General features: G+C 62.8%; 13 protein-coding genes. 2 read left to right on the top strand and 11 right to left on the bottom strand.

Annotation, left to right across the window (positions count from 1 at the left end):
* Positions 1-12 precede the first annotated feature (12 nt).
* The 6 genes from lpxK to BLW69_RS08405 form a co-directional block, all read right to left on the bottom strand.
* Positions 13-1,053 (bottom strand): tetraacyldisaccharide 4'-kinase, encoded by a 1,041-nt coding sequence (gene lpxK, locus BLW69_RS08430; RefSeq protein WP_092661378.1) that lies wholly within the window; start codon positions 1,051-1,053, stop codon positions 13-15.
* 3 nt (positions 1,054-1,056) lie between these two features.
* Positions 1,057-1,815, bottom strand: a complete 759-nt coding sequence (locus BLW69_RS08425) for an HAD family hydrolase (protein WP_244508782.1) — start codon at positions 1,813-1,815, stop codon at positions 1,057-1,059.
* Positions 1,815-3,143, bottom strand: coding sequence for a lipid IV(A) 3-deoxy-D-manno-octulosonic acid transferase (waaA, locus tag BLW69_RS08420; RefSeq protein WP_092661376.1), 1,329 nt, complete (start codon positions 3,141-3,143; stop codon positions 1,815-1,817). The genes BLW69_RS08425 and waaA overlap by 1 nt, the downstream gene beginning before the upstream one ends.
* A gap of 167 nt (positions 3,144-3,310) precedes the next feature.
* Entirely contained in the window at positions 3,311-3,547 is a 237-nt protein-coding gene (locus BLW69_RS08415; protein ID WP_062454846.1) for a DUF4170 domain-containing protein, read from the bottom strand.
* 62 nt (positions 3,548-3,609) lie between these two features.
* Positions 3,610-4,413, bottom strand: a complete 804-nt coding sequence (locus BLW69_RS08410; RefSeq protein ID WP_092661374.1) for a 3'(2'),5'-bisphosphate nucleotidase CysQ — start codon at positions 4,411-4,413, stop codon at positions 3,610-3,612.
* 3 nt (positions 4,414-4,416) lie between these two features.
* Complete coding sequence (locus tag BLW69_RS08405; RefSeq protein WP_092662411.1) at positions 4,417-5,763, bottom strand: TldD/PmbA family protein; 1,347 nt, start codon at positions 5,761-5,763, stop codon at positions 4,417-4,419.
* Between the two features lie 110 nt (positions 5,764-5,873).
* Here BLW69_RS08405 and BLW69_RS08400 point away from each other — a divergent pair, with 110 nt between their 5' ends.
* Positions 5,874-7,682 carry a monovalent cation:proton antiporter-2 (CPA2) family protein gene (locus BLW69_RS08400; RefSeq protein WP_092661372.1) on the top strand — a complete coding sequence of 603 codons (1,809 nt, stop codon included), beginning with the start codon at positions 5,874-5,876 and terminating at the stop codon, positions 7,680-7,682.
* On the opposite strand, the gene BLW69_RS08395 is transcribed toward BLW69_RS08400, so the two are convergent.
* From BLW69_RS08395 to BLW69_RS08385, 3 genes are read right to left on the bottom strand one after another with little or no spacing between them, the layout of a single operon-like run.
* Positions 7,683-8,567, bottom strand: coding sequence for a patatin-like phospholipase family protein (locus BLW69_RS08395; protein WP_092661370.1), 885 nt, complete (start codon positions 8,565-8,567; stop codon positions 7,683-7,685).
* A 20-nt stretch (positions 8,568-8,587) separates the two neighbouring features.
* Complete coding sequence (rsmD, locus tag BLW69_RS08390; protein WP_092661368.1) at positions 8,588-9,148, bottom strand: 16S rRNA (guanine(966)-N(2))-methyltransferase RsmD; 561 nt, start codon at positions 9,146-9,148, stop codon at positions 8,588-8,590.
* Positions 9,149-9,151: 3 nt separating this feature from the next.
* Entirely contained in the window at positions 9,152-11,239 is a 2,088-nt protein-coding gene (locus BLW69_RS08385; RefSeq protein WP_244508781.1) for a pseudouridine synthase, read from the bottom strand.
* Between the two features lie 144 nt (positions 11,240-11,383).
* Here BLW69_RS08385 and BLW69_RS08380 point away from each other — a divergent pair, with 144 nt between their 5' ends.
* Positions 11,384-11,836 (top strand): nucleoside deaminase, encoded by a 453-nt coding sequence (locus BLW69_RS08380; protein WP_062453707.1) that lies wholly within the window; start codon positions 11,384-11,386, stop codon positions 11,834-11,836.
* Between the two features lie 13 nt (positions 11,837-11,849).
* Here BLW69_RS08380 and BLW69_RS08375 read toward each other — a convergent pair whose 3' ends face one another.
* A complete protein-coding gene (locus tag BLW69_RS08375; RefSeq protein WP_092662408.1) occupies positions 11,850-12,488 on the bottom strand; it encodes a hypothetical protein in 639 nt (212 codons plus the stop codon).
* Between the two features lie 135 nt (positions 12,489-12,623).
* The gene (ileS, locus tag BLW69_RS08370) at positions 12,624-15,533 is read right to left on the bottom strand and encodes an isoleucine--tRNA ligase (RefSeq protein WP_092661366.1); all 2,910 of its coding nucleotides are present in this window, start codon (positions 15,531-15,533) and stop codon (positions 12,624-12,626) included.
* Positions 15,534-15,551: the final 18 nt, after the last annotated feature.

Genomic DNA, 15,551 nt, shown 5'->3' with positions numbered 1-15,551 from the left:
ATTGCGACCTGATCAGGGTTTAACGCCGTTCTTCAATCGACGTCCGCGAAAACGGGCGAGTGCTGCGTCGATGATCTGGCCAGGCGCCTTCGGATTGTCGAAGATCATCTCCACGTCCACCACCTGTACCCGGTTGAGCAATTTTTCGGCGGGACCGTGATGACCGACGAGACGCACCGCGTCCTTTGCCGTCGTCACGAGATGGAGACCGTTCCTGTCGGCATCCTCCAGCAGGCTTTCGATTTCATCCGCCAAGAAGAAATGATGGTCCGGGAACGACCGGCGCTCTGAAATCAGCCCGCCGACGCTGTTGACGGTGCGGTAGAATTTCTCCGGATCGGCAATCCCGGTAAAGGCGAGAAGATTTGTGCCCGCCAGCGACTGGCCGGGGCTTGGATCGAGTGTCGCGACGTGGACCTGCTTGCCGGCGCGCGATGCCTGACGCACGATCCTGTCGGCCGCGTCGCCGGTGCCGACCTTGAGGATGGCGGAGGCCTGGCGCATCTGCTCGGCCAGCGGTGCCCGCACGGGACCGCCCGGCACGAGATGGCCATTGCCGATGCCGCGGACGGAATCGATCACCACCAAAGCGAAATCGATCGAGAGACGGGCGCTCTGGAACCCGTCATCCATGATGATGAGATCGGCGCCGTTTTGCGCCAGCATTCTCGCACCGTCCACGCGGCGGCGGGAAATGACGGTCATCGCTTCGCGCTCGAGAAGCAACGCTTCGTCACCGACGGCTTCGGCCCTGTGTTTGGAGCGATCGACCATTGTCGTGACGTCGAGCGATCCACCATAGCCGCGGGTGAGGAAACCGGGCGTGAGGCCTTTCTCCTTGGCAGCGCGGGCAAGCGTGATCGCCGTCGGTGTCTTGCCGGCACCGCCGACGGTGAAGTTTCCGACGCAAATGACCGGCAGCGGCGACTGCGCCCGCTTAGACTTCGCCATGCGGCGGCCGGAGACGGCACCATAGACGAACGAAACCGGCGACAGCGCCCAGACGCGCCAGTCGGCCTTCGTCCACCAGAATGGCGGTGCTTCGGAAACCACCGCTCAGCCCGCCGCAGCCGGTGCCGAGACCGGCAGGAGGGCGGCAAAGGCGGAGATATCGTCGAGGCAGAGATCGGCGGCAGTCGAGAGCGTCTGGCGCGAACCGGTCCCGGTCAAAACCGCGACCTTGATGCCGGCGCCTGCCGCCTCGCCCATGTGCATATCGTGATTGTTGTCGCCGACCATCGCCACCTGCGCGGGGTCGAGACCGACGACTTCGCAGAATTTGAGGAACATACCGGGTTTGGGCTTCACACCAAAACCGCTGTCATAGCCGCAGATGAAATCGACATGATCGATAAAGCCGAAACGGATCGCCGTCTGGCGGATGGCTTCCTCATTGTCGCTGGAGGCGATGCCGAGCTTCAGGCCGCGTGCCTTCAGCGCGCCGAAGAAGGCGGCGAGATCGGTGACCGGAACGGAATATTCGGCCGAGCGCACGAAGAGTGCATCGAGCTGACGGGTGAGATCTGCCACATCCATGGGGGCGCCTGCGGACACGAAACCTGCGGCGATCTCGGCGGCATTGCCGGCCGCAAGCAGGCTATCGGCACGGGTGTGGCCGGAGACGGGATCCATGCCGCCGGCTTGCAGGAGGCGCGTTTCGAGATCGGCGTCGCCGCCCGACGCGATGCGGGCCGCTTCGCGGTTCACCGGTCCCCAGCTCGCATCATAGTGCAAAAGCGTGCCGTCCTTGTCGAACAGGATGCCGGCGATATGCGAGAAGTCCATATCCACCACGTCGCCTGTCTCCCCGGCCATCAGCGTGCAGCACCGGCGGCGGCTGTCTTCGGCTGAAGTCTGGCGCTGACGGTGAGCGGATTGACGTAAGGTTCGAGCGCCTTGACGGTCTTTGCCAGCGCGCCGCGCATCTCGTCCATCGCGTCATGGCCGGCTTCGACCATCTTGCGGCGGGCAGGGTCGTTGATCATCAGGTAATGCACGGCCTTTGCCAGCATCTCGACATCGCGGACCATCCGGGCGCCGCCCTTCTTGACCAGATGCTGGTAGGCATCGCGGAAATTGTCGATGTTCGGGCCGGACAGAACCGCAGATCCGAGCATGGCCGGCTCCAGCGGGTTCTGGCCGCCCTCGTTGGTCAACGACTTGCCGACAAAGGAGATTTCGGTCAGCCGCAGATAAAGACCCATTTCACCGATGGAGTCGCCGAGGAAGATATCGGTTTCCGGCGTGATCGTGTCGTTGCGCGAGCGGCGCGCGACGGTGAGACCTTCCGCCTTCAGCATGTCCTCGATCGCATCTGCGCGATCCGGATGACGGGGCACGAGGATGGTCAACAGGTTGCTTTTCGGCTTCAGCGCCCGATGCACGGTGGCAGCGGCCTTTTCCTCGCCATCGAAGGTGGAGATCGCAGCCCAGGTCTTGCGCTCGCCGATTTCGGCCTTGTAGCGGGCCAGGAGCTCCTCGTCGCATGGCGGCGGGTCGGTATCGGTCTTGAGGTTGCCGGACACGATCACCGGCCAGGCGCCGAGATCACGGAAACGCTCCGCATCGAGATCGGACTGGGCCACCACGAGGGCCAGCTTTTCGAACAGCGCTTCGGCGATGGTATTGTGATTGTGCCAGCGCGTGAACGAGCGATCGGAGAGGCGTGCATTGACGCGGATCTGCGGGATCCGGCGGCGTGCCAGTTCGGCGACCGTCGTCGGCCAGATTTCGGACTCGGCCGTAATGCACGCATCCGGCTTCCAGTAGGAGACAAAGCGCTTGATGGAGAATTTCAGATCGAACGGCACATATTGATGAATGACTTCATCGCCGAGCCTGGCATCGACCAGTGCTGCGGATGTAACGGTCCCTGTCGTCAGCAGGACATGGATCTCGCGACGGCGAAGTTCGCGGATCAGCGGCATGATCGACATGGTTTCGCCGACGCTTGCGGCATGAACCCAGACCAGCGGTCCGCGCGGGCGCGGGAGGCTGGCATAGCCGAGCCTTTCGAGACGGCGCGAGGAATCTTCCTTGCCCTTCATCGACCGGTACGTGAGGTACGGCCCGGCAAAGGGATAAAGCGCGATGCCGGCCAGGCGGTATCCCGCCAGGGCCATGCGAGCCATACTGCCGCTCATCGCTTTTGCCCCCACTGCATGATGGCCGTCATCAATCCCGGTCGTCCTTCTGATATCGTATCAGTCGCCGAATTTCTGTCATGCACAAATGCGTCAAAAAGGGGTCCCGGACCCTATGTTCCAGACCTTGGCATTTCGAAACCTGGCAGATCAGGCTTGCTTCAGCGTTACTTGGGGCCCGGCTCGAGCAGGCGATGCATGTGAACGATGAAATAGCGCATCTGGGCGTTGTCGACCGTCTGCTGTGCCTTGCTGCGCCAGGCCGTCAGGGCCGTTGCATAATCGGGATAGATGCCGACGATATCCAGCGCCGCAAGATCCTTGAACTGAACCTCTTCGAGGCTCGAAAGTTCGCCACCGAAAACCAGATGCAGAAGCTGTTTCTTGTCAGTCGTCGCGGTCATGTCCATCCTGTCCCGTTTATCCTCTCCGCCCGATCCTCATCTGCGGCATTACGCCACAAAGGTCAAGCGGCCGGAAATCGCTGGATGTGCGGCAATAGCCGTTCCAGTGCATGCTCTGCGCCAGCCACCAGCATCTCGTGGCGGACCTGCCGCCGGTTGTAGGTGAGCGGGCTTCCCGCAAGGTCGGTCAACCGGCCGCCTGCGCATTCCAGGATAAGGTCGGCGGCGGCGAGATCCCAGTCATGCGAGTTGCGCTTGACGACGGTGCCATCGAGGCGTCCGTCCGCGACCATCGCCAGCCGGTAGGCGAGCGACGGGATATGCCGATGGCGTTCGACATGGCTGCGGAACGGCAGATCAAATTTCTTCACAAGGTTTTCATCGGCAGCGATCACAAGCTTATCATGATCATCCTTGGTAACAGAGATCGGCGCACCGTTGCGGATCGCCTGACCGCCCTTGACGGCAAAGAACTCCTCGCCGAGCGCCGGCGCGACCAGAACGCCCGCCACGGGTCGGCCGTGATGGACGACGGCGACCGAGACGCACCAGGTCTTTTCGCCATTGATGAAGGCGCGGGTGCCGTCGATCGGATCCACCACGAACAGCGTGTCGAGTGAAAGCCTGGCGTCGTCGTCATCCGTTTCTTCGGACAGCCAGCCGTAATTGGGACGGGCGGTCAGAAGCAGGCTCTGGAGAATGTCGTTTGCCGCAAAGTCTGCGGCACTGACGGGCGACGAGCCCTCGTTTTTCCACCAGACTTCCGGCGACTGGCCGAAATAGCCATGCGCGATCTCGCCGGCCTGACGGGCGGCATCGCGGATCAGGTCCAGATCTTCAAGCCATTGCCCTTCCGCGCCAGCCATCGGTCAGCGTCCCGCCAGCGTCATGCCTTCGATGGCGATCGTCGGAGAGGCAGTGCCGAACTTGCGGTCGATATCGTTTGCCGGCGTCATCCGCATGAACATGTCCTTCAGGTTGGAGGCGATCGTCACTTCGGACACCGGATAGGCAAGCTCGCCGTTCTCGATCCAGAAGCCGGTCGCGCCGCGCGAATACTCGCCGGTGATCATGTTCGCGCCCTGGCCGATCAGTTCGGTGATGTAGAAACCGGTGCCGATCTGGCGGATCAGGTCTTCAGGCGAAATGTCTCCCGGTTCCAGCGCCAGATTGGTCGAGGCCGGGGTGACGGACGTGCCGCCGCGCACGCCGCGGCCATTGGTCGGGAACCCGATCTCGCGTCCTGTCGAGGTGGAGAGGAACCAGTGGTTCAGCACGCCGTCCTCAATCATCACCAGACGCTCGCCCTTCACACCCTCGCCATCGAAGGGGCGCGAGGAAGAACCGCGCACGATCAAGGGATCGTCGGTGATGTTGAGGCCTGACTTCAGCACCTGCTGGCCCATCTTGTCGCGCAGGAACGATGTCTTGCGGGCAACCGATCCGCCATTGATGGCGCCGGCGATATGGCTGACAAAGCCGCGCGCAATGCGGGGTTCGAAGACAACGGTAACATTGCTGCCGGTATCGACCTGGCGCGGATTGATGCGCTTGACCACCCGCTCGCCGGCCCGCCGGCCGATCAGCTTCGGATCGTCGAGATCGGCTGCAAACAGACGGCTGTCGAAATCGTAGTCGCGCTCCATCTTCGTGCCCTCGCCGGCGATAACGCTGACGGAGCGGCCGAAGCGGCTGGCCATATAGGCGCCGGAAAATCCGTGCGAAGTAACGAGAACCATTCCGCCCATGCCGGCAGAGGCGCCGGATCCCGACGAATTGGTGACGCCTTCGACATCGAGCGCTGCCTGTTCCATCTCGAGCGCCACGTCCCGCATCGTATCGGCGGAGACTTCGGTCGGGTCGAACAGGTCGAGATCCGGGTAATCCCTGGCCAGGTCCTTTTCATCCGCCAGGCAGGCGAAGGGATCCTCGGGCGAGACCTTCGCCATCGCCACTGCGCGTTCGGCCAAGACCTTGAGATCGAAACCCGGATTGGCGGAAACGCTTGCAACCTTGTTGCCGACGAAGACACGCAGCGAGAAATCGTCGCTTTCCGAGGATTCGGTTCCTTCCACCTTTCCGAGCCGGACGCTGACGGAACTGGAGCGGGAACGGACGACCACCGCATCCGCCTTGTCGGCGCCCGCCGCCTTGGCCAGATCGATCAGTTCGCCGGCACGCGCCAGAAGGGAGGCGGAATCGATTTGCGAGGTCATGTTTGCAAGCCTTTCGTTTGCACCCCATTTATTGTGCACCGACCAAAGCATCAAGGGCAGCGCTCCGATTCCCCGGTTGACCTTCCGCATTCCCGACCCGAAAGTGCCCCATGACTGCAAACGGCTCCCACTTTATTGAAATGTTGATGCTGCTTGCCGGTGCGGTGATCGCCGCCCCGCTGTTTCGCAGGCTCGGTCTTGGCACCGTGCTTGGATATCTCGCGGCCGGCATCCTGATCGGTCCGGTGCTGCAACAGGTGACCGATACGCAGGAAGTGCTGCATGTCGCCGAATTCGGCGTCGTGTTCCTGCTCTTCGTCATCGGGCTGGAGCTGAAACCCTCGCGTCTGTGGCAGATGCGGGCCGATGTGTTCGGGCTTGGGCCGGCGCAGGTGGCGATATCGGGTGGCATCCTGAGCGGGTTCGCCTACCTGTCGGAAATGGCGGACTGGCGCGGTAGCCTGATGATCGGCTTCGGGCTTGCCCTGTCGTCCACCGCCTTTGCGCTGCAGATCCTCAATGACACAGGTGAGATGAACAGCCGCTACGGGCAGCGCTCCTTCTCCGTTCTCCTGTTCCAGGATCTCGCGATCGTGCCGCTTCTGGCGTTGATCACAATCCTGGCACCCGGCACCAGCGAGGCAGCCGCCACCCCGATGCTGGACTTTGCAATCGCTGTCGCTGCCGTGGGCGCCATGGTAATTGCCGGCAAGTACCTGCTGACACCGATGTTCCAGATCATTGCCAGCAGCGGTGCCCGCGAGGTGATGATTGCCGCCGCCCTTCTCGTCGTGCTCGGTTCGGCGGCTGCGATGCAGGCCGTCGGTCTGTCGATGGCGATGGGTGCTTTCCTCTCCGGCGTCATGCTGGCGGAATCCTCCTATCGGCACGAGCTGGAAGCGGATATCGAACCCTTCCGCGGCCTGCTTCTGGCGCTGTTCTTCGTCGCTGTCGGGCTTTCGCTCGAAGTCCAGGTGATCTTCGAAAACCTTGCCTTCCTGATCCCGGCCGTTGCCGTGTTCATGGGTGTGAAGGCGGCCGTGGTCTACGCTCTCTCGCGCCTGTGGGGTTCGCCGCCCAATGACGCCCTGAAGATCGCGTTCCTGTTGCCGCAGGGTGGCGAATTTGGCTTCGTGCTGTTTACCACCGCGACCGCGGCGGGCCTCCTCTCTTCCGCCACCGCTTCGCTTCTGATTGCCGGCGTGACGCTGTCGATGGCGCTGACGCCGCTTGGCTCGGCGCTTGCTAGGCGCCTGCAGAAGAGCGAGACGCGCGAACATCTGGAGGAGGATTTCGAAGGCGCCGGAGCCGATGTGCTGATGATCGGCTTTTCCCGTTTCGGCCAGATCGCCGCGCAGATCCTGCTTGCCGGCGGCAGTTCCGTGACTGTCATCGACGACAGTCCCGAGCGTATCCGGCAGGCGGCGAATTTCGGCTTCCGGATCTATTTCGGCGATGGTGCCCGCAAGGACGTTCTGATCGCGTCCGGTATCGAGAAGACGAAGATCGTTGTGGTCGCGACGCAGAAACGGGAAACGACGGACCGGATCGTCGACCTGATTGCGTCGGAATTTCCCGATGTGCGCCTGTTCGTGCGGTCCTACGACCGGGTTCATTCGCTGGCGCTACGCGAAAAGAACGTCGAATACGAGTTGCGCGAAACGCTGGAGTCCGGGCTGCTGTTCGGGCGACGGACGCTGGAAGCGCTCGGCATGAGCGAGGCTGCCGCCTCCGAGATCGGCGACGATATCCGCCGTCGCGACGAGGAACGGCTGCAGGTTCAGGCCGTGCAGGGTTTGGGCGCCGGCCGCGAGATGCTCTTCAACAGTCCCGTTCGCCCCGAGCCACTGATCAAGCCGAAGCGCTCCGCCAAAAACGCGGAGGACAAGGTCTCCAGCGTTTCGATCGGAAAATGGTGATCAGGCGGCCGTTTCCAGAGCCTCGATCGCCCGCTTCAGCTCGTCTCTTGTGCCTTCCGAGGCTTCGAGAATGTCGCGTGCCTTGTAGAAATCCATCACGCCGAATCGATTGACGCTGGGGCGCAGGAAGATGTGCGGCGGATTGAGCTTCAGCTTGAGGGCGATGCTGGCCTGCATGGTGAGCTGGCTTGCGCCGAACAGGCTGTCGAAGCGGTTGGGCGGATGCAGGCCATCGCCTTCCGGCGCGCCGACCACATCGATGCCGATCACCACGTCGGCGAGATTCATCAACTGCTCATAGGGGACGGGATTGAAGACGCCGCCATCGATCATGATGCGGTTGTTGACCCTGACCGGCATGAACAGGCCGGGAATGGCAGCAGAGGCCGCGATCGCCTTGCGCAGATTGCCCGTCTCGAGGATCACCTCCGCCTGGCCATAATAATCGGTGGCGGAGATCTTCAAGGGTATGACGAGATCGGCGAAATCCTGGGGGATCTGGCTCGGCAGGAAGGCCTCGAGGATCGGCTCCAGATTGAAGTGACCGAAGCGAAATCCGCCGAGTGCATCCCGCATCGTCGACGGGCCGAGACCCCAGAGCCGGTTCACCAGCGAGCCGCGGTTGCCGACGGTCTCGACGGTATAGTCGCGGATCTCGCGGCCCGACATGCCCGATGCCATAGCGGCGCCCATGATCGCGCCGATCGAGGAGCCGGAAATCGCCACCGGCCGGATGCCGAGTTCGTCCAGCGCTTCGATGACATGGATGTGGGAAATGCCGCGGGCGCCGCCGCCGCCGAAGGCGACCGCGTAGCGCAGATCGCCCTTCTTCCGGCCAACGCGATCCGCTGTCTCATGATCAGCAAGGGTCAGCCTCGTGCTCATGATCGGCCTTTCCCGCTCGCTCAGGCCGGTTCGTAGCGGAAGAAATCCATCCGCGTATCGCCGAAGGTTCGGCTTTCGAGCAGTTTGAAGGCCGGATCGACGGCAACCGTGACATCGGCGCGTTCTTCCAGGATCGCGAGTGCGCCGGGCACCAGCCAGCCGCCGACATGGGCTGCAAACAGAGCCCCCTCACCCAGCTTCTGACCATAAGGCGGATCGGCGAAGAGGAAGTTGTAGGGTTCCAGCGTACCGACCGGGCCGAGCTTGGTCGCATCGCGGCGCAGGATGCGGGCGCGGCCATGCAGGCCGAAAGCGTCGATGTTCTCCCACAGGAGACCGCGACCTTCGACACCGTTTTCGACAAACAGCGCATGACGACAGCCGCGCGAGACGGCTTCCAGTCCGACGGCACCGGTGCCGGCGAAAAGATCGATCACCCGCGTGCCATCGAGCGCCTGCGGATAGACATGGCCGATAATGTTGAACAGGCTTTCGCGCGTCCGGTCGATGGTCGGCCGGATCGCGCTGGTCTTCGGCGTGGCCAAAGTGCGGCCCCGGAATTCACCCCCTACGATGCGCACGGATCAGCCTCTCGGGGTCCGCGGTTTTCCACCTGGGCCGCCTGATCGAGCGCCAGCCGGACGTCCGCCTGGCTTGCCACCCGAGGGACGGCCACCCGAAGGCTTGCCACCGGACGGCTTACCGCCAAAGCTTGGCTTGCCACCGCTCGGCTTGCCACCGAAGGATTTGCCGGCAGGCCGTGCACCTCTGGGCTTATCGCCGAACGCGGACTTGTCACCGAACGGACGATCCGAGCGCGGACGATCGGAGCGGCCTTCTCCGGCGTTGAACGCACGGGCGGGACGGTCACCATCCTGACGCGGGCGACGGTCGCCGGTCGGGCGGTCACCTGTCGGGCGGTCACCACGGGAAGGACGATCCCCAAACGAACGCTCGCCGCGGGGCTTGTCGCCATAGGGACGATCGCCGCTTTCGCGTGGCTTGCGGTCACCGAAGGAGCGCTCGCCTCTCGGGCTGTCACCGCGGGGGCTATCGCTGCGGGGTCTGTCGCTTCTCGGCTTGTCGCTTCTTGGTTTGTCGCCACGGGGTTTGTCACCGCGCGGCTTGTCACCGAAGGAACGCTTGGCGCCGAATTCGCCCTTTTCCGGCTCCGGCGGAGAATCCGCACGGATCCAGTCGGCGTCGTCATCGGCGCGCTTCACGATCACGCGGCGGTCATTTTCGGGCACCTGTTTCCTGAACAGCTGCTCTGCCTGCGCACGAGCGGAAACCGCCCGGACGCTGCCATCGGCGTTCGGACGCGCACCCGGCGCCATCCAGACATTGGCGGTGCGGCTGGTGCCCATCGGCGGACGCTTCTTCGGCTTTTCGTCGCCGAGATCACGGTCGTTGGACTTGAAGCCCGGCTTTGCGCCGAACTTGCCCTCGGGCTTGCCGCCGAATTTGCCGGCCGGCTTGTCGGAGAATTTGCGTTCGGTCGCCTTGGTATCGAGACGGCCGAGCGAGCGTTCGCGTCTGTCCTCGTCGCGAGGACGTGCCGGGCGGTCCGCCGGGCTCGACCATTCGGAGCGGGAGGAGCGCGCCGGCTTCTCGTCTTCAGAGGCAGCAGGCGTTTCGTTGTAGATCGGGGCGTCGAAATTCGCCTTCGCCTCTTCGATCAGGCGCGGACCGAGCTGGTCGCGCAGCGTGCGGCCGCGCACTTCCATGACCTCGCCTTCCGGCAGATCACCGAGCTGGAACGGGCCGTAGGAGATACGGATCAGGCGGTTGACCTCGAGGCCGAGCGCGCCGAGAACGTTCTTGATTTCGCGGTTCTTGCCTTCGCGAAGACCCATGGTGATCCAGACGTTGCGGCCCTGCGAACGGTCGAGCGTGGCTTCGATCGAGCCGTAGAGAACGCCATCAACGGCAATGCCGTCCTTCAGCTTGTCGAGCGCTTCCTGATCCACCTCGCCGTGGGCGCGGACGCGGTAGCGGCGGAGCCAGCCCGTCGTCGGCAGTTCCAGCACGCGCGACAGACCGCCGTCGTTGGTGAGAAGCAGCAGGCCTTCGGTATTGATGTCGAGGCGACCGATGGAGAGAACTCGCGGCAGTTCGCCGGGCAGGTTTTCAAACACGGTCTGACGTCCTTCCGGATCGGAATTCGTCGTCACCAGGCCGCCGGGCTTGTGGTAGAGCCACAGGCGCGTGCGCTCGACGCCGCGGATCGGCACGCCATCCACCTCGATCGCATCGTCGAAAGTGACGTTGACGACCGGCGTATCGAGAACCTTGCCGTTGAGCGACACACGGCCATCCATGATCATCCGCTCGATATCGCGGCGGGACGCCACGCCGACGCGGGCGAGGATCTTGGAAATACGCTCGGGCTTACCATCCGACGCTGCCGTTTCGGCAGAGGCTGCCTGACGGCGCATCGGCTTTGCCGGCTTGTCGGCGGCAGCGTGTTCGGCGCGGGGCTTTTCAGCGCGGGGCGCATCGGAGCGCGGACGATCGGAGCGCGGCGCATCGGAACCGGGCTTTGCGGGCGCCCGTTTCTTGAAGCCCGTCCCCGTCTTTGTCTTGCCGGCTGCAGCATCTGCAGATTTCGGCTTGATCTCGCGGATGAAGGTTTTGGCTTCGCCGCGCTTCGGCTTGTCTTTTGAAGTCATTTGTTGTTTGCCTGAAGCATGATGTCTACGGAAACGAACCGGACATTCGTGTTCGTGGATGGTGATGAAACACGCGCACAGCGCGCTTCGTGTTGAATGCTTCCTACCAGTTCATGCGAGCCGGGTTAAGAGGAAATCGCGGAAATGCCCAAGAGCGACGGTTTCATGGATGCCGCACTCACAGAAGCCAGGCTTGCAGCGGCACAGGGCGAAGTTCCCGTGGGTGCCGTGCTGGTCATGGACGGCCAGATTATCGCCAGATCCGGCAACCTGACCCGCACCAAGAACGACGTGACGGCGCATGCCGAGATTGCGGTTATCCGGGCTGCGGCCGGGGTTCTCGGCCAGGAACGGCTTAGTGGTGCCGATCTTTACGTGACGCTGGAACCATGCACCATGTGTGCGGCGGCGATTTCGTTCGCGCGAATTCGCCGGCTGTATTACGGCGCGGGAGATCCGAAGGGGGGCGCTGTGGAAAATGGCGTGCGTTTCTTTGCACAACCGAGCTGCCATCACGCGCCGGACGTCTATTCCGGGCTCGGAGAGCGGGAAGCCGCCGACATTCTGACAGGCTTCTTTCGCTCACGCCGGGATTAGGCAAGACAAGGTCTTACTGGAAGGGCTTCCACCAGCTGCTGTTCGACGCCTGGGTTGCGCTCTGCGCTTCCTTCTTGCGACGGCGCTCCTTCTCGTTCTCGGGTTCTCCGAGATCCTGAAGCGTTGCGGCATCGGCGGCACGGAATTCAGCCGGCGGCTCGGACAGCGAACGGCGGCGCGAGCCCATGTTGACCGTTTCGACATCCTGCTTGGCCTTGCGGAAGGCTTCCCATTTTTCCGTTTCGGTCATCTGACCACCCTGGCCACGACCGGCCATCAGCGGCGAACGGTAATTGTTGTTGCCTTCGTTTTCCTTGGCTTCCAGACGCAGGCGCGCACGGGTCTCTTCCGGCGATTCAACCCAGTTCGGGTTGCTTTCGCGATTGGCAAGGGACTGCTGGGGTGCAGGAAGACTGCTCTGACCCTTGCCGGCAACGACCAGCGTCGGGCGGGGATTGTAGCGCAGCTTTTCTTTTTCTTCATCGCGGGCGCTGCCGAGAGCCACGGCTGCTCCAAGATCGTCGCCGAGCTGGGCCATTGCCGTCTTGTCGGTGCCATAGGTCGGGCCGCCCATGCAGCCGGAAAGAGACACGGTTGCAGCCAGCATGCCAACCGCACCGATCGCGGCACGAAACGCATAAGTCGTTTTCATCAAACCCCTACCATCGGCGCCCGTCCTGACGCCTTCAAACCTGGAAGTCATCTCGTGCCGGAACATTCCGGCCAATTTCAGGCAGGAATACCGGATGACGCGGCCAAGCGCAATCATCCGGTAATCTTCAAGCCATCAGAGCCGGCCAAGCTTGGCCAGTTCAGTCAGTGCCGCCGCATCGCGGGCCGAAACATCCGGCCAGGCGGGATCGGACCCGACATCCGTCGTCACGCGCCACGAGCGGGCGCATTTGACGCCGTCCGCAGGCTTCGGCTCGACCGATACGCCGGACACTTCCGCAAGACGGAACGCCGTCTGCGGGCCTTCGTCTGCCACGATCGTGATCGCGGACGTGATGCAGGTCTCTTCGAAATCGAGCCCTTCCAGCGCCTTCAAGAGCTCTGCATCGGCGACGTGGACGACGGGAGCAGCTTCCAGCGACGAACCGATGCGCTTGTCCTTGCGCTCGATTTCCAGCGCGCCTGTGACGACCGAGCGAACCTTGCGGATCTTTGCCCATTTCTCGGCAACCGCATCGTTCTTCCATTCGGCCGGCACATCCGGGAACTGTTCCAGATGCACGGAGACGGCATCGGGCTTCAGGGACAGCCATGCCTCTTCCGTGGTGAAGGGCAGCATCGGTGCGAGCCAGGTGACCGTGCATTCGAAGATCTTGCGGATGACGGCAAGCGAGGCGCGACGGCGCAGCGACGACGGGGCGTCGCAATAAAGCGCGTCCTTGCGGATGTCGAAATAGAAGGCCGAGAGTTCGATATTGCTGAAATCGATCAGCGCGCGGGCGATCTTCTTGAATTCGAACGCGTCATAGCCTTCACGCACCAGCTTATCCAGCTCGGACAGGCGGTGCAGCATGAGCTTTTCGAGTTCCGGGAGCTCGGCATAAGCGATCTCTTCGCCATCGTCGTGGGCCAGCGTGCCGAGCATCCAGCGGATGGTGTTGCGCAGCTTGCGATAGGCATCGACATTGGTCTGGATGATCGTCTTGCCGAGGCGCTGGTCTTCCCAGTAATCGGTGGTCATGACCCAGAGGCGCAGGATATCGGCGCCAGCATCCTTCATGACATCCTGAGGCGCCACGACATTGCCGAGCGACTTCGACATTTTCTGGCCCTTTTCATCCATGGTGAAGCCATGGGTGACGACCGTGTCATAGGGCGCGCGGCCGCGGGTGGCAGCCGATTCCAGAAGCGAGGAATGGAACCAGCCGCGATGCTGGTCGGAGCCTTCGAGATAGACGTCGGCCGGCCATTTCAGGTCCGGACGATCTTCGAGGGTGAACGTGTGGGTCGAGCCTGAATCGAACCAGACGTCGAGGATATCCATGACCTGCGTCCACTTGGCGCCGTCATGGGCATTGCCGAGGAAGCGTTCCTTGGCGCCTTCGGCAAACCAGGCATCGGCACCTTCGGCATCGAAGGCTTCCAGGATGCGGGCATTGACCTCTTCATCCTGCAGGACATTGCCTTCCTCATCTGCAAACACGCAGATCGGGACGCCCCAGGCGCGCTGACGGGAAAGAACCCAGTCCGGGCGCTGCTCGATCATGGCGCGCAGACGGTTCTGGCCGGCGGCGGGCACGAAGCGGGTATCGTCGATGGCGGTCAGCGCACGGGTGCGAAGCGTCGTGCCGTCTGCCAGGTCCTTGTCCATATAGACGAACCACTGCGGCGTGTTGCGGAAGATGATCGGCTTCTTCGAGCGCCAGGAATGCGGATAGGAATGCTTAAGGCGGCCACGGGCAAACAGCGCGTTGCGTTCGATCAGCGCCTTGATGACGCGATCGTTGGCATCGCCCTTCTTGCCGTTGTCATCCATGACGCGAGCACCCTCGAAACCGGGGGCGTCGATGGTGTAGGTGCCGCTATCATCGACTGGGAACGGGATGCGCGGATCGATGCCGCGGGCTTCGAGTTCCTTGACGCTGGACATCCAGGCCTCGAAATCCTCGCGGCCGTGGGACGGCGCGGTGTGGACGAAACCGGTACCGGCGTCATCGGTGACATGGTCGCCGGCGAGGAGTGGGACGGTGAAGTCGTAGCCGAGATCCTTGAGGGGATGCGCGCAGGTGACGCCAGCCAATTCGTCGGCGGAGACGCCCCGCAGACGGTTGAAGGCGAGCTTTGCCTTAGCTGCGGATTCGTCCGCCAGGCTGTCTGCAAAGATCAGTTTCTCGCCCGGCTGCGGGCCAAAATCATTGGCAGCTTCGGTGACTTCGTAGAGGCCATAGGAGACCTTCGGCGAATAGGCGATGGCGCGGTTGCCCGGGATGGTCCACGGCGTCGTCGTCCAGATGACCACATGGGCGTCAGCCAGTTCTGCCGAGCCACTGTTCACCGGGAACTTCACCCAGATCGTGTCGCTCTCGTAGTCGTGGTATTCGACCTCGGCTTCCGCCAGCGCCGTGCGCTCGACAACCGACCACATGATGGGCTTCGAGCCGCGATAGAGCTGGCCGCTCATGGCGATCTTCAGGAGCTCGCCGGCGATGCGGCTTTCCGAGTGGAAATCCATGGTCAGGTAGGGTTTGTCGAAATCGCCGACGATGCCGAGGCGCTTGAATTCTTCGGCCTGGATCGCGATCCACTTCTGCGCATAGGCGCGGCATTCCTTGCGGAATTCGATCATCGCGTCCGGCTGTTTCAGGTCGGGCTTGGCCTTGCCCTTGGCGCGGTAATTCTCTTCCTCGATCTTCCACTCGATCGGCAGACCGTGGCAATCCCAGCCGGGAACGTAGTTCGCATCATAGCCGCGCATCTGGAACGAGCGGGTGATGACGTCCTTGAGGATCTTGTTCAGCGCATGGCCGATATGGATGTTGCCGTTGGCGTAAGGAGGGCCATCGTGCAGCACGAATTTTTCGCGACCGGCGGCGGAGGTGCGCAGCTTCTTGTATAGGTCCATCTCGCGCCAGCGGGCAACGGTTTCCGGCTCTTTCTGCGGCAGGCCTGCGCGCATCGGAAACTCGGTCTCGGGCAAATAGAGGGTCTTCGAGTAATCGAGCTTTTCAGTCACTGTATCGGTCATATTGGCTATCGTCTCTGG

It is taken from the genome of Rhizobium sp. NFR12 (assembly GCF_900108545.1).
Taxonomy (GTDB): Bacteria; Pseudomonadota; Alphaproteobacteria; order Rhizobiales; family Rhizobiaceae; genus Neorhizobium; species Neorhizobium soli.
This window is presented reverse-complemented; position numbering and strand designations above follow the sequence as displayed.